Origin of the sequence: Klebsiella terrigena (assembly GCF_006539725.1) — a bacterium.
Lineage (GTDB): Bacteria > Pseudomonadota > Gammaproteobacteria > Enterobacterales > Enterobacteriaceae > Klebsiella > Klebsiella terrigena.
This window is the reverse complement of the sequence record NZ_BJNO01000004.1, coordinates 1-21,263: the sequence shown is the minus strand read 5'-3', so window position 1 is coordinate 21,263 and position 21,263 is coordinate 1. Positions and strand designations below refer to the sequence as shown.

General features: G+C 63.6%; 17 protein-coding genes. 11 read left to right on the top strand and 6 right to left on the bottom strand.

Features of this window, described 5'->3' with window-relative positions; genetic code table 11:
* The first annotated feature begins 406 nt into the window (after positions 1-406).
* Both RTE01_RS06765 and RTE01_RS06760 read left to right on the top strand, forming a co-directional pair.
* Positions 407-1,237: a transketolase gene (locus RTE01_RS06765; protein ID WP_041144518.1), complete on the top strand. Its 831-nt coding sequence runs from the start codon at positions 407-409 to the stop codon at positions 1,235-1,237.
* Positions 1,230-2,165 (top strand): transketolase family protein, encoded by a 936-nt coding sequence (locus tag RTE01_RS06760; protein ID WP_123551071.1) that lies wholly within the window; start codon positions 1,230-1,232, stop codon positions 2,163-2,165. Before RTE01_RS06765 ends, RTE01_RS06760 begins: the two co-directional genes overlap by 8 nt.
* A gap of 30 nt (positions 2,166-2,195) precedes the next feature.
* On the opposite strand, the gene entD is transcribed toward RTE01_RS06760, so the two are convergent.
* Positions 2,196-2,825 carry an enterobactin synthase subunit EntD gene (gene entD / locus RTE01_RS06755; RefSeq protein ID WP_115193356.1) on the bottom strand — a complete coding sequence of 210 codons (630 nt, stop codon included), beginning with the start codon at positions 2,823-2,825 and terminating at the stop codon, positions 2,196-2,198.
* A 67-nt stretch (positions 2,826-2,892) separates the two neighbouring features.
* Positions 2,893-5,133: a siderophore enterobactin receptor FepA gene (gene fepA / locus RTE01_RS06750; protein WP_134525395.1), complete on the bottom strand. Its 2,241-nt coding sequence runs from the start codon at positions 5,131-5,133 to the stop codon at positions 2,893-2,895.
* 242 nt (positions 5,134-5,375) lie between these two features.
* Here fepA and fes point away from each other — a divergent pair, with 242 nt between their 5' ends.
* From fes to entF, 3 genes are read left to right on the top strand one after another with little or no spacing between them, the layout of a single operon-like run.
* Entirely contained in the window at positions 5,376-6,608 is a 1,233-nt protein-coding gene (gene fes, locus RTE01_RS06745; RefSeq protein ID WP_123551074.1) for an enterochelin esterase, read from the top strand.
* A 59-nt stretch (positions 6,609-6,667) separates the two neighbouring features.
* Complete coding sequence (locus RTE01_RS06740) at positions 6,668-6,871, top strand: MbtH family protein (RefSeq protein WP_041144522.1); 204 nt, start codon at positions 6,668-6,670, stop codon at positions 6,869-6,871.
* A 10-nt stretch (positions 6,872-6,881) separates the two neighbouring features.
* The gene (entF, locus tag RTE01_RS06735) at positions 6,882-10,763 is read left to right on the top strand and encodes an enterobactin non-ribosomal peptide synthetase EntF (protein WP_134528417.1); all 3,882 of its coding nucleotides are present in this window, start codon (positions 6,882-6,884) and stop codon (positions 10,761-10,763) included.
* Positions 10,764-10,875: 112 nt separating this feature from the next.
* On the opposite strand, the gene fepC is transcribed toward entF, so the two are convergent.
* The 3 genes from fepC to fepD are packed head-to-tail and all read right to left on the bottom strand — an operon-like array spanning position 10,876 to position 13,663.
* Positions 10,876-11,670, bottom strand: a complete 795-nt coding sequence (gene fepC, locus RTE01_RS06730) for an iron-enterobactin ABC transporter ATP-binding protein (RefSeq protein WP_041144524.1) — start codon at positions 11,668-11,670, stop codon at positions 10,876-10,878.
* Complete coding sequence (gene fepG, locus RTE01_RS06725) at positions 11,667-12,659, bottom strand: iron-enterobactin ABC transporter permease (RefSeq protein ID WP_041144525.1); 993 nt, start codon at positions 12,657-12,659, stop codon at positions 11,667-11,669. Before fepG ends, fepC begins: the two co-directional genes overlap by 4 nt.
* A complete protein-coding gene (gene fepD / locus RTE01_RS06720) occupies positions 12,656-13,663 on the bottom strand; it encodes a Fe(3+)-siderophore ABC transporter permease (protein ID WP_041144526.1) in 1,008 nt (335 codons plus the stop codon). The genes fepG and fepD overlap by 4 nt, the downstream gene beginning before the upstream one ends.
* A gap of 280 nt (positions 13,664-13,943) precedes the next feature.
* Between fepD and entS the strand changes: the two genes are divergently transcribed.
* Positions 13,944-15,185 carry an enterobactin transporter EntS gene (entS, locus tag RTE01_RS06715; protein WP_141334846.1) on the top strand — a complete coding sequence of 414 codons (1,242 nt, stop codon included), beginning with the start codon at positions 13,944-13,946 and terminating at the stop codon, positions 15,183-15,185.
* A gap of 41 nt (positions 15,186-15,226) precedes the next feature.
* Here entS and fepB read toward each other — a convergent pair whose 3' ends face one another.
* Positions 15,227-16,186, bottom strand: coding sequence for a Fe2+-enterobactin ABC transporter substrate-binding protein (gene fepB, locus RTE01_RS06710; protein ID WP_134525396.1), 960 nt, complete (start codon positions 16,184-16,186; stop codon positions 15,227-15,229).
* A gap of 187 nt (positions 16,187-16,373) precedes the next feature.
* On the opposite strand from fepB, the gene entC reads away from it, so the two are divergent.
* Genes entC through entH form a run of 5 tightly spaced genes read left to right on the top strand, consistent with a single transcriptional unit; the run spans position 16,374 to position 21,200 of the window.
* Positions 16,374-17,549 carry an isochorismate synthase EntC gene (entC, locus tag RTE01_RS06705; RefSeq protein WP_141334844.1) on the top strand — a complete coding sequence of 392 codons (1,176 nt, stop codon included), beginning with the start codon at positions 16,374-16,376 and terminating at the stop codon, positions 17,547-17,549.
* A 9-nt stretch (positions 17,550-17,558) separates the two neighbouring features.
* Positions 17,559-19,166, top strand: coding sequence for a (2,3-dihydroxybenzoyl)adenylate synthase EntE (gene entE / locus RTE01_RS06700; RefSeq protein ID WP_134528420.1), 1,608 nt, complete (start codon positions 17,559-17,561; stop codon positions 19,164-19,166).
* Positions 19,167-19,179: 13 nt separating this feature from the next.
* Positions 19,180-20,031: an isochorismatase gene (locus tag RTE01_RS06695; protein ID WP_141334842.1), complete on the top strand. Its 852-nt coding sequence runs from the start codon at positions 19,180-19,182 to the stop codon at positions 20,029-20,031.
* On the top strand, positions 20,031-20,786 hold the full coding sequence (gene entA, locus RTE01_RS06690; RefSeq protein ID WP_134525397.1) for a 2,3-dihydro-2,3-dihydroxybenzoate dehydrogenase EntA: 756 nt from the start codon (positions 20,031-20,033) through the stop codon (positions 20,784-20,786). Before RTE01_RS06695 ends, entA begins: the two co-directional genes overlap by 1 nt.
* Positions 20,787-21,200, top strand: a complete 414-nt coding sequence (entH, locus tag RTE01_RS06685; RefSeq protein WP_041144532.1) for a proofreading thioesterase EntH — start codon at positions 20,787-20,789, stop codon at positions 21,198-21,200.
* Positions 21,201-21,263: the final 63 nt, after the last annotated feature.

Below are 21,263 nucleotides of genomic sequence, written 5' to 3'. Positions count from 1 at the left end.
CCGCATGTCTGTTGGCGCTGCGCGTTAACCGCGCCGGCCCTCTGCCTGAGCAGACCGCAGGGCGAATAATTCAGGGTATAGAGGCTTTTATCATACGTGAAAAAGAAAGAGAACTAAGTGTGATGAAACTCTAACTTTTATCAATCCTCAAAATCAGCTGTGGACAAAAACAAAACAGTCACGGCATAATTGAATAAAGAATCATTATTGAATATATATTCATGGTGATGTCAAGTCAACTGAAAACTTATCCAGGCACAGACAGGCCTGATAGTTAAGGAGGCAGAATGTTCCTGAGTATGATGCAGCGGCGGAAGCCTGATGATGCGCTGCCTGGGGATGTCTGGTTTTTTTAGTCCCTGACGGAATAAATATTCCAAGTTGAAATTAAATTCAGAGGTATTAAATGAATCCCTATAGCTACGATGTCCAGGCACTTGAGCGTCAAGCTCGCGCGGTGCGCCGCCACATTATCAGATTGAATGCCAACAGCCCGGCCGGAGGGCATACCGGCGCCGACCTGTCGCAGGTAGAGCTCCTGACCGCGCTCTATTTCCGCGAGCTGAACGTCTCCCCGGAGCAGATTGCCGACCCCGAGCGGGATATTTACATCCAGTCTAAAGGCCACGCGGTGGGGTGCTACTACTGCGTGCTGGCTGAAGCCGGCTTTTTCCCGGTCGAGTGGCTGGCGACCTATCAGCACGCGAACTCGCATCTTCCCGGCCACCCGGTTCGCCAAAAAACCCCCGGCATCGAGCTGAATACCGGCGCGCTGGGCCACGGTTTGCCGGTTGCGGTGGGGCTGGCGCTGGCGGCGAAAAAGAGCAACAGCCGCCGCCGCATCTTTTTAATTACCGGCGATGGCGAGCTGGCCGAAGGCAGCAACTGGGAGGCGGCGCTGGCTGCGGCGCACTACGAGCTCGATAACCTGATTATTATCAACGATAAAAACAACCTGCAGCTCGCCGGGCCGACCCGCGAGATTATGAATACCGACCCGCTTGCTGAAAAGTGGAAAGCGTTTGGCATGACCGTGACCGAGTGTCAGGGAAACGATATGGCCTCAGTGGTGGCCGCTCTGGAAGGGCTGCAGCAGGCGGGTAAACCTAACGTCATTATTGCCAACACCACCAAAGGTGCCGGTATTTCCTTTATCCAGGGGCGCCCGGAATGGCACCACCGGGTACCGAAAGGCGACGAGATTGAACTGGCACTGGAGGAACTGAAAGATGAGTAATGCAGAACACCTGGCGAGCGTAATGGTGCAGGCGTTTATTGACGCGGTAGAAAGCGGCGTCGATCTGGTGCCGGTCGTTGCTGATTCCACCTCGACGGCGAAAATTGCGCCCTTTATTAAACAATTCCCCGGCCGTCTGGTTAACGTCGGGATTGCCGAGCAAAGCATGGTCGGCATGGCGGCAGGGCTGGCGCTGGGGGGGAAAGTAGCGGTGACCTGTAACGCCGCGCCCTTCCTGATTTCGCGCGCCAATGAGCAGATTAAAGTCGACGTCTGCTACAACAACACCAACGTTAAGCTGTTTGGCCTCAACGCCGGAGCCAGCTACGGCCCGCTGGCGAGCACCCATCACTCGATTGACGACCTTGCCGTGATGCGCGGGTTCGGCAACATCCAGATCTTTGCCCCCTCTACGCCGCGCGAGTGCCGGCAGATAATCGACTACGCCATCCAGTATCAGGGGCCGGTCTATATCCGCCTGGACGGCAAGGCGCTGCCGGAGCTGCACGATGAGAACTACCGCTTTGTGCCTGGGGCGGTGATTACCCTGCGCGAAGGCCGGGATATTGCGCTGGTTGCGACGGGTTCGACGGTACATGAAATCGTTGACGCTGCGGAGCTGCTGGCCGAGCAGGGCATTGAGGCGAAGGTGGTGAGCGTTCCGTCAATCCGCCCTTGCGACACTCAGGCGCTGCTGGCGGCGCTGCAGGGCTGCCGCGCGGTTATCACGGTTGAAGAGCACAACGTCAATGGCGGACTTGGTAGCCTGGTTGCCGAAGTGCTGGCCGAAGGCGGTGCCGGTATCCCCCTGAAGCGCCTGGGGATCCCTGACGGCGAGTACGCGGCGGCGGCGGACCGCGGCTGGCTTCGTCAGCACCACGGTTTCGATGCGCCGGCGATCGCGGCGCTGGCCCGGACGCTGGGCTAACCGTAGCGCTAAAAACCCGTGCGGGTGGCGCTATTTGCGCTTCCCGCAGAGGGTGATGACCCGCCCGTCGCTTTGCAGCCAGTGAACCTCAACGCGCTCATCATCAATTTGCATCCGCAGCATTCCCTCCTTTATAGACGTTATCCGCATGCGCAGAAAATCCATCCCGGTCTGACGGGGAAGGGGGAGCGCCTTAAACCCGCTCTCTTTCGCCGAGAACGCCAGCGTCAGCGCCAGCGCAAAGGGCAGGCCGCTGGCCGCCAGCAGCGGTTTTTCCGCGGCGTTGATAATGCTGCTTTCGAGCTCCGCCGCCAGCGCCGGGGTCAAGCACCGCTCAATATCAATCCCTATCGGGTAAGAGGAGACCACCGCCAGGGCGCTGTTTTCACAGTGGCTGATGCTGCCGAACCACGGCGCGGGCCACAGCGGCTGGCGCTGCTCGCCGGGCGGCGGCGGCATTTTTTCGCCAACTTCGCGCAGGGCGTGCACGGCGGCGATGCGTCCGGCAAGGTGTTCGGTCTGGCGCTTGCGGCCGCCTGCGGCGAGCAGGGCGTGATGGGGCAGCCACAGCAGATCCGCGGGCTGGAAGCTGGCAGGGTCGAAATCAATCCGCTGAAGCAGATGGCCGGCAAGGAGAAGCGTGCTGTGACGTGTGTGCATGAAAGGATGTTAACCGATTTGCCCGCCGCCCTCTATGGTCAGAGGGCGGCGGGATTCAGGCGAGCAATCAGAAGTGAGTGTTGATGCCCATATACCAGGTACGGCCCGATTCGTTATAGGTTTCGGCACCCGCGCCGTACATATAACCGGTGGTACCGCCGGTAGTTTGGGCGTTACCCGCGCGCCAGTGGCGCTTATCGAAGACGTTATCCACGCCGCCGGTCAGGCTGACGTATTTGGTGACGTCCCAGGTCGCGCTCAGGCCGAGGATGCTGTATGGGCTAACCTCGTTCTTCTCGCTGCCGGTAACCGGTTCGCCCTTGTAGTTATACTTTTTCGGCTCCTGCTTGCCGTACCAGGTAAAGGTCGACTGTACGGAAACGTCCTGGTATATCTGCCAGCTGAGGGTCGAGTTGAGCGTATATTCCGGGATAATCGACAGGCGATCGCCGGTCTCTTTGTTCTTACTCTGCAGCATGTAGGTGATGTTATTGGTCCAGTTAACGGTCTCGCTAACCGGCACGTTTAACGTCCCTTCCAGACCTTCAACCACCGCTTTCGGCACGTTCTCCCACTGGTAAATATCGGTTTTCACTTTACCAAGTGATGTATAGGAGAGCGGAGCGTAGCCCGCTTCGATTTTGTCGCGGTAGTCGTTGCGGAACCAGGTCACCCCGGCCAGCCAGCCGTCGCGTTTAAACTCGAGGCCAATCTCTTTGTTGATGCTGGTCTCCGCCTTCAGGTCATCGTTACCCACCATATAGCAGCCGGTGCCGGTCGCGCTGGCGTAGCAGCCCTGGCCCTTACTGTACAGGATGTAGTTCGGGTTGGTCTGATACAGGCTCGGCGCTTTATAGGCGCGGGCAATACCCATCTTCAGGGTAAAGTCGTCGCCCAGGCCCTGGGACAGGTTCAGCGACGGGCTCCAGTTATTGCCGACGATGCTGTGGTGATCGAAACGCAGCGCCGGCGTCAGCATGGTGGAGTCGGTTAGCTCAACGTTGTCTTCGGCAAACAGCGAGAAGATCTCCGCCTGTGAGTACGGGCTGCGGTTGGTACTGCTTACGCCAGGAATATCGCCGCCCATAAAGGTCTGGGTATTGGAGGCGTTATCCTTCATCCGCTGCTGGTTCCATTCGCTCCCCAGGGTCAGGTTCTGATTGACCCACCGGTCGAACGGAATGCTGATTTCGCTGTGCAGCATTACGTCGGAAAGGTCGGTATCGGAGAACTTATCGCTATTAAAGATCCCTTCCGTGCCCCCGGCCAGGCCTTCGCCCTTACGCGAGTTGCGGGTGTGCTCGTACTGCGCCCAGTTGCTGGTGGTGATACCGTTATCCCAGCCGCCGTTCCAGGTGACGGAGTAGGTGTTACGGTAGAGACGGTTGGTCTCTTTACCGTAGTTCTCTTTCACCAGGTCGTTGGTGTTGGTGTTCTGCGTGTCGCCCGCGTAGAGGTTGCCCTGGCGGCTGTAGCCCGACTCAAACTCCAGCGACTGCATCGGTGCGAAGTCCCAGCGCACCACGCCGTTGATGTTTTTGTTTTCGACCCCTTCGCGTCCGGCCGGCAGGGTATCGGCGTAGATGCCGGTACGTTCGGACTGATGCCCCTGGTTAATATCCCAGGCATCGGCCTGCGTTTTGTCGAGGTTGCCGTAAAGGCGGAAGCTGAAATCGCCGCCCAGCGGACCGTTGAGGCTAAAGTCGGTGCGCTTGGTGGAGCCCTCATCTTTATGTTCCGGGGCGTTCATATAGGCATTCCATGAACCGTGCCACTCGTTGCTGCCTTTTTTGGTGATGATATTGACCACGCCGCCCGCCGCGCCGTTGCCGTAACGCGCCGCCGCCGGGCCGCGAATGACCTCAATGCGTTCGATCATTTCCGGCGGCACCCAGCTGGTATCGCCGCGGGTATCGCGCTCGCCGCGCCAGCCGAGACGAATGGAGTTACGGCTGGTGACCGGCTTACCGTCAATCAGGATCAGGGTATTTTCCGGGCCCATGCCGCGAATATCAATCTGGCGGTTGTTGCCGCGCTGGCCGCTGGTGGAGTTACCGGTCAGGTTAACGCCCGGCATGGTGCGGATGATTTCTGAGACATCGCGGGCCGGTGGACGTTTACGAATTTCATCGGCGGTGATGGTGGAGACGCCGGGAGCCTGCAGGTTCTGCTCCGCTGCGGTAACCACCATGGTTTCTTCGGCGGCCGTTTGTTTGCTGTCTGTGGTCTCTTCCGCGCACAGCGGGAAGGCAACACCATAAATTCCCAGATTGACCAGCAAGGCCAGGGATTTGATCCTGTTTTTCATTTTAATATCATCCAGCTGTCTGTTGCCGCTTTCCCCAAAGGCCTCTTCCCACAGGAAGAGACGACGGCATGCACAAATGTTGCCAGTAGAGGACAAATGCCTGCCATCTCTGACATGTTTTTCGAAGTTACTCATTCCAACGCGCGGTAATACGCTATTGCAAATGCAAATAGTTATCAATAATATTATCAACAAAATATTACGTTTATTGATAAATATCACGATAAACATAGGGTTATTTAATGTTGAAAACAGGAAGCGATGACTGGTGGCAGAGCCTGAGCGGCCCGCAGTCGGAGGCGTCTGGCGATGCGTACCGGGTGACGTTCTGGTGGCGGGACCCGGCGGGCAGCGAGGCCACCTCGGCGACGCGGCGGGTGTGGATCTATATCACCGGCGTCACCGACCACCACAAAAATGCCGTCCCGCAAACCCTACGGCGCGTCCCGGGCACCGATGCCTGGCAATGGCAGACCACGCTCTCGCCGACCTGGCGCGGCAGCTACTGTTTTATCCCCTCCGAACGCGATGACGATTTTTCTCCCGAGATTTTTAACGGCGACGCGCCGGACCGCACTTTGCTGCGCGAGGGCTGGCGACGCCTGCTGCCGCGCGCGGTAGCCGATCCGCTCAATGTGCAAAGCTGGAAGGGCGGGCGCGGCCACGCGGTCTCGGCGCTGGAGCTGCCTCAGGCGCCGGAGCAGCCCGGCTGGGCGCTGCGTGATGAACGCTATGCCCCGCCGGTCTGCATTCAGTGGCGCAGCGCGCGGCTTGGCAACAGCCGTCGGGTATGGGTTTATGCCACCGGCGACGGCGCGGCAAAAGAGCGCCCGCTGGCGGTGCTGCTGGACGGCCAGTTCTGGGCCGAGAGCATGCCGGTATGGTCGCCGCTGGCCGGACTGACCCGCGAGGGCCGGCTGCCGGCGGCGGTGTATCTGCTGATCGACGCTATCGATAACGCGCACCGCAGCCGCGAGCTGCCGTGCAACCGCGATTTTTGGCTGGCGGTACAGGAGGAGCTCCTGCCGCAGGTGCGCCAAATCGCGGACTTTAGCGACCGGGCCGAGCGTACCGTCGTGGCCGGGCAGAGCTTTGGCGGCCTGGCGGCAATGTTCGCCGCCCTGAACTGGCCGCAGCGTTTTGGCTGCGTGCTCAGCCAGTCCGGCTCCTACTGGTGGCCGCACCGCGGCGGCGCGCAGGATGGCGCGCTGATTGAAGGCCTGAAAGCGGGGGAACTGCGCGCCGACGGGCTGCGAATCTGGCTCGAAGCCGGCGAGCGGGAACCCCTTATTTTCCGCGCCAATCAGGCGCTTTTAGCCCAGCTGCCGCCGCCAAAACGGTCGGTTTTCTGGCGCCAGGTTGACGGCGGGCACGATGCGCTGTGCTGGCGCGGCGGGCTGACGGCGGGACTGATTCAGCTGTGGCAATCCGCGGAATCCGTCCCATCGGGACGCCCGGCAGAACCGAATCATTGATCGTGCGCGAGGGCTGCGGATGCGGCCAGCAGGATAGCGAGTATTAACAGGAGTTTGAAATGCAATTCAGTAACCCCTTCGATAATCCGCAAGGGCAGTTTTACATTCTGCGTAACGAGCTGCAGCAGTACAGCCTGTGGCCCCATCACTGCGCGCTGCCGGAGGGCTGGACGGTAGAGTGTCCGCCGCAGTCGCTGGAAGCGTGCAATGCCTGGCTGGCGGCGAACTGGTCAACCCTCACCCCCGCGCACTACGCGTCCTAAGGAGCCGATGATGACCACTCGTTTACCGCTGGTTGCAGCGCAGCCGGGGATCTGGATGGCGGAGCGGCTGTCAACGCTGCCCGGCGCCTGGAGCGTCGCTCACTACGTTGAGCTCAGCGGCAGCCTCGATCCGGCGCTGCTCGGCCGGGCGATCGTCGCCGGCCTGGCCCAGGCCGACACGCTAAGCCTGCGCTTTTGCGAAGACAACGGCGAAGCCTGGCAGTGGGTCGATGAGGCCCGTCGCTTCGACGAACCGCAGCACGATGATCTGCGCGAGGCGGACGATCCGCACGCGGCCGCGCTGGCCATTATGCGGGCCGACCTTGAACAGAATTTGCGCGTCGATAGCGGTAATCCGCTGGTCTGTCACCGGCTACTGCGCACGGCGGATAATCGCTGGTACTGGTATCAGCGCTATCATCATTTACTCGTCGATGGCTTTAGTTTCCCTGCCATTACCCGCCAGATCGCCGCTATTTACCGTGCCTGGCAGCGCGGAGAGGCGACGCCGGATTCGCCGTTTACGCCGTTCGCCGAGGTGGTGGAAGAGTATCAGCGCTACTACGGCAGCGACGGCTGGCAGCGGGACAAGCAGTTCTGGCAGGAGCAGCGCAGGACGCTGCCGGCGCCGGTTTCGCTCTCCGACGCGCCGCTGGCGGGACGGGCAACCGGCACGGAGATCTGGCGCCTGAAGCTTGACGCTGACGCCGCGACGTTCAGCCGCCTTGCCGCCAGCGCCCCGCAGTGCCAGCGCGCCGACCTGGCGCTGGCGCTGACCGCGCTGTGGCTGGGGCGTCTCTGCGGGCGGATGGACTACGCCGCCGGCTTTATCTTTATGCGCCGCATGGGATCGGCGGCGCTGACCGCGACCGGGCCGGTGCTTAACGTCCTGCCGCTGGCGATCGCTATCGATGCCGAGGAAACGCTGGCCGAGCTGGCGCTGCGCCTCGCCGGACAGCTGAAAAAAATGCGCCGCCACCAGCGCTATGATGCCGAGCAAATCGTCCGCGATAGCGGCAAGGCCGCCGGCGATGAGCCGCTGTTTGGCCCGGTATTAAATATCAAAGTTTTCGATTACCTCATCGATATCGACGGCGTGCAGGCGGTAACGCACACCCTGGCGACCGGCCCGGTTAACGACCTTGAGCTGGCGCTGTTCCCGGACGAAGCCGGCGGCCTGTCGCTGGAAGTGCTGGCCAATAAGCAGCGCTACGATGAGGCCACGCTGCGCGCGCACGTTGAGCGCCTCTCCGCGCTGCTGGCGCAGTTTGCCGCCGACCCGACGCTGCGCTGCGGCGAAGCGAACATGCTGTCCGCGCGGGAAACGCAGCGGCTGGCGGAAATCAATAATACCGGCATTGCGCTGCCCGCCACCACGCTGAGCGCGCTGGTGGCGGAACAGGCGCGGAAGACCCCGGACGCTCCCGCGCTGGCGGACGCCCGCTGGCAGTTCAGCTACCGCGAAATGCGCCAGCAGGTGGTGGCGCTGGCCGAGGTGCTGCGCGCGCGCGGGGTTAAGCCCGGCGATAGCGTGGCGGTGGCGCTGCCGCGCTCGGTGTTCCTCACCCTGGCGCTGCACGCCATCGTTGAAGCGGGCGCCGCCTGGCTGCCGCTCGATACCGGCTATCCTGACGATCGCCTGCGCATGATGCTCGAAGACGCGCGCCCGACGCTGCTGCTGACCTCTGACGATCAGCTGGCGCGCTTTAGCGATATCCCCGGGCTTGCCAGCCTGTGCTACCAGCAGCCGCTGGTGGCGGGGGATGACGCGCCGCTGGCGCTCTCCGCACCGGAGCATACCGCCTATATCATCTTTACCTCCGGTTCCACCGGCCGCCCGAAAGGGGTGATGGTGGGGCAGACCGCGATCGTCAACCGCCTGCTGTGGATGCAAAATCACTATCCGCTCGGCGCCGATGACGTGGTGGCGCAGAAAACGCCGTGCAGCTTTGACGTCTCGGTGTGGGAGTTCTGGTGGCCGTTTATCGCCGGCGCCCGGCTGGTGATGGCGGAGCCCGAAGCGCATCGCGATCCGCTGGCGATGCAGCGCTTCTTCGCCCGCTACGGCGTGACCACCACCCACTTTGTGCCGTCGATGCTGGCGGCGTTCGTCGCCTCGCTCGACGCGGAAAACGTCGCCGCCTGCCGCACGCTGCGGCGGGTCTTCTGCAGCGGCGAAGCGCTGCCGACCGGGCTGTGCCGCGAGTGGGAAGCGCTAACCGGCGTGGCGCTGCACAACCTCTACGGCCCGACCGAAGCGGCGGTTGACGTCAGCTGGTATCCGGCCTGCGGCGCGGAGCTGGCGGCGGTGACCGGCAGCAGCGTGCCGATCGGCTGGCCGGTGTGGAACACCGGATTACGTATTCTTGACGCCACTATGCGCCCGGTGCCGCCCGGCGTGGCGGGGGATTTGTACCTCACCGGCATCCAGCTGGCGCAGGGCTATCTCGGCCGACCGGACCTCACCGCCAGCCGCTTTATTGCCGACCCGTTTAGCCCAGGCGAGCGCATGTACCGCACCGGCGACGTGGCGCGCTGGCTCGACAGCGGGGCTGTGGAGTATCTGGGGCGCAGCGACGATCAGCTGAAAATTCGCGGCCAGCGCATTGAGCTCGGCGAAATAGACCGCGTCATGGCGGCGCTGCCGGACGTGGCCCAGGCGGTCACCCACGCCTGCGTCTTTAATCAGGCGGCGGCGACCGGCGGCGATGCGCGCCAGCTGGTCGGCTACCTGGTCTCCGAATCCGGGCTGCCGCTCGATACCGCGGCGCTGAAGGCGCGCCTCGGCGAACAGCTGCCGCCGCACATGGTGCCGGTGGTGCTGATCCAGCTGCCGGCGCTGCCGCTGAGCGCTAACGGCAAGCTGGATCGTAAAGCGCTCCCGCTGCCAACGCTGAGCCAGGAACGCCGCGGCCGGCCGCCGGAGTCGGAGAGCGAGCGTGCAGTCGCCGAGGCGTTCAGCCAGCTGCTGGGCTGCGACGTGAACGATATCGAAGCCGATTTCTTTGCGCTTGGCGGCCACTCGCTGCTGGCGATGCGCCTGGCGGCGCAGCTGAGCCGCCGGTTTGCGCGTCAGGTGACGCCGGGACAGGTGATGGTCGCCTCGACGGTCGGCCAGCTGAGCGCGCTGCTGGCGTCCGATCTCAGCGACGAGCAGGCGCAGCGCCTGGGTTTTGATGCGCTTTTACCCCTGCGTAAAAGCGACGGCCCGACGCTGTTCTGCTTCCATCCGGCCTCCGGCTTTGCCTGGCAGTTCAGCGTGCTGGCGCGCTACCTCGACCCGCGCTGGTCAATTACCGGCATTCAGTCGCCGCGCCCGCAGGGGCCGATGGCGAGCGCCGCCAGCCTCGATGAGGTCTGCGAGTCCCATCTGCAGACGTTACTGGCGCAGCAGCCGCACGGGCCGTATTACCTGTTCGGTTACTCCCTCGGCGGCACCCTGGCGCAGGGAATTGCCGCGCGCCTGCGCCAGCGCGGTGAAGCGGTAGCGTTCCTCGGGCTGCTGGATACCTGGCCGCCGGAGTCGCAAAACTGGGCGGAAAAAGAGGCCAACGGCCTCGACCCGCAGGTGCTGGCGGAAATTGACCGCGAGCGGGAAGCGTTCCTTGCCGCGCAGCAGGGGCAGCCGTCCGGCGAGCTCTTTAGCACCATCGAGGGCAACTACGCCGACGCGGTGCGCCTGCTGACCACCGCGCACAGCGCGAAGTTCGACGGCAAGGCGACCCTGTTCGTGGCGGAAAAAACGCGCCAGCCGGGGATGGACCCGCAGGCGCTGTGGGGACCGTGGGTTGGCGAACTGGAGGTCTTCAGCCAGGCGTGCGCGCACGTGGAGATTATCTCTCCACAGGCTTTTGAGTCGATAGGTCCGGTGGTGCGGGAGATTCTGGGATAGGTCGCGCGTCGTCCGGAGGTTTCCGGACGACCTCTGCACATCGCTCTGTAGCCCCGGTCAGCGTCGCGCGAACCGGGGTTTTTTTATGCTTCAGCCGGGGGAGTACCAGCGGCTAGCGGCGGCCCAGCGGTACCACCAGCGGCGTGTGGGCGACCGGGTCGTCGATGATGGTACAGCGCAGGCCGTAAATCCGCTCGATAAGCTCGGCGGTCACGATCTCTTTCGGCGCCCCTTCGGCGATAATTTTGCCGTCGCGCAGGGCAATCAGATGGGTGGCGTAGCGGCAGGCCTGGTTGAGGTCGTGCAGCACCGCCGCCAGGGTATAACCCTTCTCGCGATTTAGCTCGCTCAGCAGCTCGAGGAGATCGATCTGATGGCTGATATCCAGCCAGGTCGTCGGTTCGTCGAGCAGCATGATGGCGGTTTCCTGCGCCAGCACCATCGCAATCCACGCGCGCTGGCGCTGGCCGCCGGAGAGCGTGTCAACGCTCTGCTGCGCAAGGTCGGTGATGCCGGTGGCGCGCATCGCCTGATTGACCGCCTCATCGTCCTCTTTCCGCCAGCGGGTGAACATCGGCTGATGCGGATAGCGGCCGCGGGCGACCAGCTCCTGGACGGTAATATCGCCCGGGGTGGTGGCGTTTTGCGCCAGCAGGCCGATGCGTCTGGCGACGTCCTTGCTGGCGTAGCGCTGGATCTGCTCGCCGTCGAGGTAAACATGGCCGCTGGCCGGGGTCATCAGGCGGCTGAGGGTGCGCAGCAGCGTCGATTTTCCGCAGCCGTTGGGGCCAATGATGGCGGTGAAGTGGCCGTCGGGAATGGTCACGTTCAGCGATTCGGCGATGATCTTTTTGCCATATGCCAGGGTCAACTGGTCGCCGCGCAAACGGGGGGTTACAGCGGTCATTTTTTGCGGGACTCCTGAATTAACAGTGCGATGAGATAGATTCCGCCGAGGCTGACGGTGACGACCCCCACCGGCAGCTGATAGGGCATAAACAGGCGCTGGGCGCTGTAGTCGGCCAGCGCCAGCAGCAGCGCGCCGCACAGCGCCGACTGGGTCAGACCCCAGCGCGCGGTGCCGCTGAGGCGGCGGGCGATATGCGGGGCTACCAGCGCAATAAAGGAGATTGGACCCGCCAGCGCGGTGGCGGCGGCGGTGAGCACCACCCCCACCAGCATCAGCAGCAGGCGAGAGCGCTCGACCCGCACGCCCAGCGCGCAGGCGGTATCGTCACCCATTTCCAGCAGGCGCATGCGCCGTACCAGCAGCACGCTGCACGCCAGCATCAGCACAATAAGCGGCGCCGACGGCCAGGTTTTGCCCCACGTCAGCCCGTTGAGCGAACCGGCGTTCCACAGCCCGGCGGAGAGCGCGGTCTCCAGCGACGCGCGCAGCAGCAGCCAGGTATTGAACGCCACCAGCATCGCGCGGATGCCGATACCGATAATAATCAGCCGGAAGGTTTCAATCCCGTTACGCCAGGCCAGCAGCCAGACCAGCAGGGCGGTCAGCACGCCGCCAACCATCGCCGCCAGCGCGATGGCCGTCAGGTTCTGCCCAAAGAGCACCATCGCCACCAGCACGCCGCTCCACGCGCCGGTGTTGAAGCCCATCACGTCCGGGCTGCCCAGCGGGTTGCGCATCAGCGACTGAAAAATCGCGCCGCTAACGCCCAGCGCCGCGCCGATCAGCAGCGCCATCAGCACCCGCGGCAGCCGCCATTCGGTGACCACCATGGTGATATTACGCGGCGCATCGCCCAGCAGCGCGGAGATAACCTGCTCCACCCGCAGCGGCACCAGGCCGCTGCCGAGCCCCCAGAGGGAGACGACCACGCTGGCGACAATCAGGATAAAACAGCTGAGCAGCAAACGACGGGAAGGGGCGGTCACATTGCACCTCCGCGCGGCTGGCGACGCACCAGCCAGATCAGCACCGGGGCGCCGATAAAGGCGCTGACCACCGAGACCCGCAGCTCTCCGGGCACCAGCAGACGGCCAAGGACATCGGCGAACAGCAGCAGCGCCGGGGTGGCCAGCAGCGTGACCGGCAGCGACCAGCGGTGGTCGGCGCCTACCAGCCAGCGCGCCATGTGCGGCATCATCAGGCCGATAAAGGCGATGGGCCCGACCACCGCCGTAGCGCTGCCGCAAAGGACGGTGATTGCCAGCAGGCCGATAAACTGCGTGCGCGCCACCCGGCTGCCGAGCGCGGTGGCGGTGTCGCTGCCGAGGCTCAGGCTGTTCAGCGCCCGGCTGAGCAGCAGCGTCACCGCGCCGGCGATCAGCACCGGGAGCAGGACGATTTTTAGCGTTTGCAGGGTGCGGATATCCAGCGAGCCGGCCTGCCAGAAGCGCAGCTGGTCGTATACGTCGGGGTTAAGCAGCGCAATGCCGTTAGAGAGCCCTTCAAGCACCGCCGCCAGGGCGACGCCGGCCAGCGTCAGGCGCACCGGGCTAAGCTGGCCTCCGCCCTGGCTGCCGGTGAAGGCCACCAGCAGCGAGGCGGCAAAGGCGCCGCAAAAGGCCATCAGCAGCTGCTCCTGCGGTGAATGAATGCCGAACAGCGCGGCGCCCAGCACGATCGCGAAGCTGGCGCCGGAGTTGACGCCCAGGATACCGGGGTCGGCCAGCGGGTTGCGGGTGAGGGTTTGCATCAGCGCCCCCGCCAGCCCCAGCGCGGCGCCGGCAAGCAGTCCGGCAAGGGTACGCGGCAGACGGGCATCGAGCACGATGGTGCAGTCAGCGCTCTGACAGGTGCCGGTAAAGGCATCCACAACGACGTTGAGTGGCAGAGGTTTGGCGCCAACGAGCAGGCTGAGCGCAATCGCAACGGCTAAGACCAGCAGCAGACCCGGCACGGCGACGGCGCGCACCCTGGTCGTAGAAAACGACATAGTTCACATCCCTGACATGATAATGATAGTAATTATCGTTATCGATTCTATTCAGTTATGTTAGCATGGCGGCCCCTAAGAATGGTATACGCAAATCATTCGGGATGCATCGCGACGGCAGGGCGTGCGTGCCCGAGCGGTCAGCGCCCGGCCTCGTGTCAGCGTGCACCCGGCGGCCGACGCGCCGCTATCGCGAGGCCGGGATCGGCCGTCTGCCGCCAGCGCATCTGTCGCCCGACGTATAACGAGTATCGATGGAAAATAATAACAAGGTGTTGTAATGAACCGACAATCCCGGCTGCTGAACCTGAGCCTGCTGAAAACGCATCCGGCGTTTCGCGCCGTCTTTATCGCCCGCTTTATCTCTATCCTCTCGCTTGGCCTGCTGGGCGTTGCGATCCCGGTACAAATCCAGATGATGACCCACTCCACCCTACAGGTGGGGCTCTCGGTCACCCTGACCGGCGGCTCGATGTTTATCGGCCTGATGGTGGGGGGCGTGCTGGCGGATCGCTACGAGCGTAAGCGCCTGATCCTGCTGGCGCGCGGCACCTGCGGGATCGGTTTTGTCGGCCTGTGCCTCAACGCCATGCTGCCCGAGCCTTCGCTGGCGGCTATCTACCTGCTGGGCGTCTGGGACGGCTTCTTCGCCTCGCTGGGCGTCACGGCGCTGCTGGCGGCAACCCCCGCGCTGGTTGGCCGGGAAAATCTGATGCAGGCCGGGGCGATTACCATGCTGACGGTGCGCCTGGGCTCGGTGATTTCGCCGATGATCGGCGGCCTGCTGCTGGCGACCGGCGGCGTAGCCTGGAACTACGGCCTGGCGGCGGCCGGAACCTTTATCACCACTTTAACCCTGCTGCGTTTACCGCAGCTCCCGCCGCCGCCTCAGCCGCGCGAGCATCCGCTGAAGTCGCTGCTGGCGGGGCTTAAATTCCTCTTTAATAGCCCGCTGATTGGCGGTATTGCGCTGCTCGGCGGCCTGCTGACGATGGCGAGCGCGGTGCGCGTGCTCTATCCGGCGCTGGCCGAAGGCTGGCAGATGTCGGCCTCGCAAATCGGCCTGCTGTACGCCGCGATCCCGCTGGGCGCAGCGCTCGGGGCGCTCACCAGCGGCCAGCTGGCGCAAACCGCCAGGCCTGGCGCGGTGATGCTGACCACCACCGTCGGCTCCTTTGTCGCCATCGCCCTGTTTAGCCTGATGCCGCTGTGGCAGCTGGGCGCGCTGTGCCTGGCGCTGTTTGGCTGGCTGAGCGCCATCAGTTCGCTGCTGCAGTACACCCTGATTCAAACTCAGACGCCGGAAGCGATGCTTGGGCGCATCAACGGCCTGTGGACCGCGCAGAACGTCACCGGCGATGCCGTTGGCGCCGCGCTGCTGGGCGGCCTCGGCGTGATGATGACTCCGGTCGCGTCGGCAAGCGTCAGCGGCTGGGCGCTGGTTATCGTTGGTGCAATGTTGATTGGGCTGCTGAGCGAACTACGCCGCTTTCAGCGCCCGGAGACGGTGAGCGAAAGTTGATTGGATTCCCGGCCGGGCATGGCGCCGGCCGGGAAGAGGATTTAACCGAAGAAGGCTGCGAGGCGCTGCAGCACCAGCATGGCGCTGTAGTAGTCAAGACGGAAGGTTTCGATGCCCAGCGGATAGACGCGTTTGGCTTCGACCGCAGGCAGGTGGGCGAGCAGCGGATTGGCGTAAATTGCCTGAGCGTCCTTCTCGTCGCCGGCGAACAGGAACAGGCTTTGGCCGTTGAGGCCGGCGGCTAAGTTCTCTCCGCCCAGCTGGATGATATCGTGGCGTTTACCCTGACTCTGGCTGGCGTGCAGCCCGCCGGGAAGGGTAGCCAGCGTAAAGCCCAGCTGTTCGAGCATCTGGCCCTGGGCCGACTCCGGGGTCCACAGATTGGCGCTATGGGCTGCGGCGGTATAAACCAGTGCGCTAACCGGCTGCGGCGGCAGTTTCATCTGCTGCTTCAGCGCCGCCAGCTGCTTATCAAATTCGGCAATGCGCACCGCGGCCTGCTTCTCCTGGCCGGTAATCTCTCCGAGCTGGGTGAGCAGCGCCTGCCAGCTCTTATCGTCGTAGTTAATGATAAGGGTCGGCGCAATAGTAGAAAGCTGATCGTAGAGCGCCAGCGCGGAATCGCCGCCGGTGGCGCTAATCAGGATCAGGTCCGGCATCTGTGCGGCCACGGCCTCGGCGCTCGGCTCACCGATATAGAGCCGCGCCAGCTTACGCTCGCGGGCCACGCTGCTCCACTGGCGCAGGAATCCCTGGCCATCGGCCACGCGGTTATTCGGCGTGGTGGCCCCGCTGGCTACCACCGGGGCATCAATCGCCAGCAGCGAGCCGGTGAGGGTGACGCTGGTGGAAACAATGCGCAGCGGCCGCTGTTCGAGGGTATGCGCGCCGCGGCTGTCGGTTATCTGACGCGGCCAGTCGGCGGCGAACGCTGAGGTAATTCCTAAATACGCCAGCCCGCAGGCCAGCAGGGTACGGCGGCACAAAGTGGAGAAATTCACGAATTTGCGTCCTGATTGAGTTGAGATAAATGCGTCTCATTTTCAACTTTGTGCCGCAGGGATGCAAGCCTAAGTAGCACAACATGCTGTTTATACGGTTGACATGTAGAGCAATACCTTTTAGGTTAGCCAACCAAAATATAAATGATAATTATTCGTAATATCTTTATCGTTTTTGGAGGATGATATGGAAACGTCAATGGCCGAGGATGTACGGGAACAAAAAATGACCCTGGCACCAGAAAGCTTCTTCTTTATGTCGCCGTACCGCAGTTTTAGCACTTCAGGCTGTTTCAGGCGCTTCTCTCATTCCGCCGCCGGCGGCGATGCGCTGTCCGGTGAATTCCAGCAAAAAATGGCCGCCGCGTTCCAGGAGGCGAAAGCCGCCGGGATCCGCAAGCCGGTGATGGTCGGCGCGATCCCCTTCGATACCCGCCAGCCGTCCGAACTGTTTATTCCCGAGCGCTGGGAAACCTTCTCCCGCACCGGCAAGCAGCGCTCCGCGCGCTACGCGTCGGGCCAGGCGGCAATGGACGTGGTGGCCCGCCAGGAGATCCCCGAGCAGGACGCATTTATGGCGATGGTCGAGCGCGCGAGCGCGCTGACCGCCACGGCGGAAGTCGATAAGGTCGTGCTGTCGCGGCTGATCGATATCACCACCCGCGATCGCGTGGACAGCGGTGTGCTGCTGGAGCGCCTGATCGCGCAAAACCCCGCCAGCTTTAACTTCCACGTGCCGCTCTCGGACGGCGGCGTTCTGCTCGGCGCCAGCCCGGAGCTGCTGCTGCGTAAAGAGGGCGATAGCTTTAGCTCTCTGCCGCTGGCGGGCTCGGCCCGGCGTCAGCCGGACGACGTGCTGGATCGTGAAGCGGGCAACAAGCTGCTGGCGTCCGGCAAAGATCGCCACGAGCACGAGCTGGTGACCCAGGCGATGAAGGCGGTGCTTGCGCCGCGCTGCCGCGAGCTGTCGCTGCCGGACTCTCCGCAGCTGATCACCACCCCAACCTTATGGCATCTGGCGACGCCCATCGCCGGGACCGCCGCGGCCGGGGAGAACGCCATGTCGCTGGCCTGCCTGCTGCATCCGACGCCGGCCCTCAGCGGCTTCCCGCACCAGGCCGCCACGCGCCTGATCCGCGAGCTGGAGCCGTTCGATCGCCAGCTGTTCGGCGGCATCGTTGGCTGGTGTGATGACGAAGGCAACGGCGAGTGGGTGGTGACCATTCGCTGCGCCCGCCTGCAGCAGAACACGCTGCGCCTGTTTGCCGGCGCGGGGATCGTTCCGGCCTCCTCCCCGCTGGGAGAGTGGCGCGAAACCGGCGTCAAACTGACCACTATGCTGAACGTGTTCGGCTTGTATTAAGAGGCGATGATGATTGCATTTAACCGCTGGCCGGAGAGCTTTGCCGCCCGCTACCGTGAAAAGGGCTACTGGCAGGATCTGCCGTTAACCGAGCTGATTACCCGTCACGCGGCAAGCGATGCCGTGGCGATTATCGACGGCGACGTTCAGTACAGCTATCGCCAGTTCAACCGGTTGGTGGATAACCTTGCCAGCTCCCTGCAGGGGATGGGGCTCAAGCGCGGCGAAACCGCGCTGGTGCAGCTGGGCAACGTCGCCGAGTTCTACATCACCTTCTTTGCGCTGCTGCGCATCGGCGTGGCGCCGGTCAACGCGCTGTTCAGCCATCAGCGCAGCGAGCTCAACGCCTACGCGACGCAGATTGAACCGGCGCTGCTGGTGGCCGATCGTCAGCACGCGCTGTTTGCCGACGATAGCTTCCTCAACGGCTTTATCGAGCAGCATCCGTCGGTGCGGGTGGCGCTGCTGCGCGGCGATAGCGGCGAGTATGACCTGGCCGCGGTGATCGCCCAGCCCGCTGAGGGCTTTATCGCCAACCCAACGCCTGCCGACGAGGTGGCGTTTTTCCAGCTCTCCGGCGGCAGCACCGGCACGCCTAAGCTTATCCCGCGCACCCACAACGATTACGCATACAGCATTCGCCGCAGCAACGAAATTTGCGCGATTAGCGCCGAGACGCGCTATCTCAACGCGCTGCCCGCTGCGCATAACTATGCGATGAGCTCGCCGGGATCGCTGGGAGTGTTTCTGGCCGGAGGCCGGGTGATCCTTGCCGCCGACCCGAGCGCCACGCTCTGCTTCCCGCTGATTGAAAAGCATCAGATAAACGTCGCCTCGCTGGTGCCGCCGGCGGTCAGCCTGTGGCTGCAGGCGATCCACGAATGGGGCGGCAACGCGCAGCTGCGGTCGCTGCGGCTGCTGCAGGTTGGCGGCGCGCGCCTGTCGGCGACGCTCGCCGCGCGCATTCCGGCGGAGATTGGCTGCCAGCTGCAGCAGGTCTTCGGCATGGCGGAAGGGCTGGTGAACTACACCCGCCTCAACGATAGCCCGCAGCGCATTATCAATACCCAGGGCTGCCCGATGAGCCCCGACGACGAAGTGTGGGTTGCCGATGCCGAAGGCAACCCGCTGCCGCGCGGCGAAGTCGGCCGCCTGATGACCCGCGGGCCCTATACCTTCCGCGGCTACTATAAAAGCCCGCAGCACAACCTGGAGGCGTTTGACGCCGACGGCTTCTACTGCTCGGGGGATCTTATCTCGATCGACGAAGACGGCTATATCACCGTGCAGGGGCGCGAGAAAGATCAGATCAACCGCGGCGGGGAGAAGATCGCCGCGGAAGAGATTGAAAACCTGCTGCTGCGCCACCCGGCGACGATCCATGCCGCGCTGGTGAGCATGGAGGATAGCCTGCTGGGCGAGAAAAGCTGCGCGTACCTGGTGGTCAAAGAGCCGCTGCGCGCGGTCGCGGTACGCCGCTTCCTGCGCGAGCAGGGCGTGGCCGAATTTAAGCTGCCGGATCGGGTGGAGTGCGTGGACGCGCTGCCGCTGACGCCGGTGGGCAAAGTCGATAAAAAACAATTACGTCAGTGGCTGGCTGAACGCAAGCTGGGCTGAAGGAGAAGACACAATGGCCATTCCTCAATTACGGGCTTACGCGCTGCCGGAAGCCAGCGATATCCCGGCGAACAAAGTGAGCTGGGCCTTTGAGCCGTCCCGCGCGGCGCTGCTTATCCACGATATGCAGGAGTATTTCCTCAACTTCTGGGGTGAAGATAGCGCGATGATGGCGAAAGTGGTTGCCAACATCGCCGCGCTGCGCGATTTCTGCAAGCAGCACGATATTCCGGTGTTCTACACCGCGCAGCCGAAGGAGCAGAGCGATGAAGACCGCGCCCTGCTGAACGATATGTGGGGACCGGGCCTGACCCGCTCGCCGGAGCAGCAGCGGGTGATTGCCGCCCTGGCGCCGGACGAAAACGACACCGTGCTGGTGAAGTGGCGCTATAGCGCGTTCCACCGTTCGCCGCTGGAAGAGATGCTGAAAGAGGCCGGGCGCGACCAGCTGATCGTCACCGGCGTCTATGCCCATATCGGCTGCATGACGACCGCGACCGACGCCTTTATGCGCGACATCAAGCCGTTCTTCGTTGCCGACGCGCTGGCGGACTTTAGCCGCGAAGAGCATCTGATGGCGCTGAAATACGTTGCCGGACGCTGCGGTCGGGTGGTGATGACCGAAGAGCTGCTGCCGCTGCCGGCGTCAAAGGCGGCGCTGCGCGCGCTGGTGCTGCCGCTGCTCGACGAGTCCGACGAGCCGATGGATGATGAAAACCTCATCGACTACGGCCTGGATTCGGTGCGCATGATGGCGCTGGCCGCGCGCTGGCGCAAAGTGCACGGTGATATCGACTTCGTGATGCTGGCGAAAAATCCGTCGATTGATGCCTGGTGGGCGCTGCTCTCCCGCGAGGTGAAATAGTGGCCGCGCTCGATTTTCAGGGTCAGACCGTATGGGTGACCGGGGCGGGTAAGGGCATCGGCTACGCCACCGCCCTGGCCTTCGTCGAGGCCGGGGCGCAGGTCACCGGTTTTGACCTCGCGTTCGCGGGCGAAAGCTATCCGTTCGCCACCGAGACGCTGGACGTGGCCGACGCGCCGCAGGTGGCCGAGGTGTGCCAGCGTCTGCTGGGCGGCATCGAGCGCCTGGACGTGCTGGTCAACGCGGCGGGCATTTTACGCATGGGCGCCACCGATGCGCTGAGCGTTGAAGAGTGGCAGCAGACCTTCGCCGTTAACGTCGGCGGCGCGTTTAACCTTTTCCAGCAGACGATGGCCCAGTTCCGCCGCCAGCGGGGCGGGGCGATCGTCACCGTGGCCTCCGACGCCGCGCATACGCCGCGCCTCGGCATGAGCGCCTACGGCGCGTCGAAAGCGGCGCTGAAGAGCCTGGCGCTGACCGTCGGGCTTGAGCTGGCGGGCAGCGGAGTGCGCTGCAACCTCGTTTCGCCGGGCTCGACCGACACCGATATGCAGCGCACGCTGTGGGTCAGCGATGACGCCGAGCAGCAGCGCATTCGCGGTTTTGGCGAGCAGTTCAAGCTCGGCATTCCGCTGGGTAAAATCGCCCGCCCGCAGGAGATTGCCAGCACCATTTTGTTCCTCGCCTCTCATCACGCCAGCCATATCACGCTGCAGGATATCGTGGTTGACGGCGGCTCGACGCTGGGGGCATAGATGGCCTGGAAACGTCAGCTGACGCTGGAGGCGCTTAACGCCACCAGCGCGAATACGATGGTGGCCCATCTCGGCATTGTCTATACCCGGCTGGAAGAGGGCCTGCTGGAGGCAGAAATGCCGGTCGATGCCCGCACCCATCAGCCCTTTGGCCTGCTGCACGGCGGCGCGTCGGCGGCGCTGGCGGAGACGCTGGGTTCGATGGCCGGCTGGCTGATGACCGAAGAGGGCCAGTGCGTGGTCGGTACCGAGCTGAACGCCACCCACCATCGGGCGGTTTCCAGCGGGAAGGTTCGCGGCGAGTGCCGTCCTCTGCACCTCGGCCGCCAGGGGCAAAGCTGGGAAATTGCCGTCTTCGACGAACGCGGACGGCGCTGCTGCACCTGCCGCCTGGGCACCTCGGTGCTCGGCTAGCTCTCCACCTTCCCCCGGCTCGCGCCGCGTCCCGTCCGGGCTACGCTTTTATTTCTGTAGCCC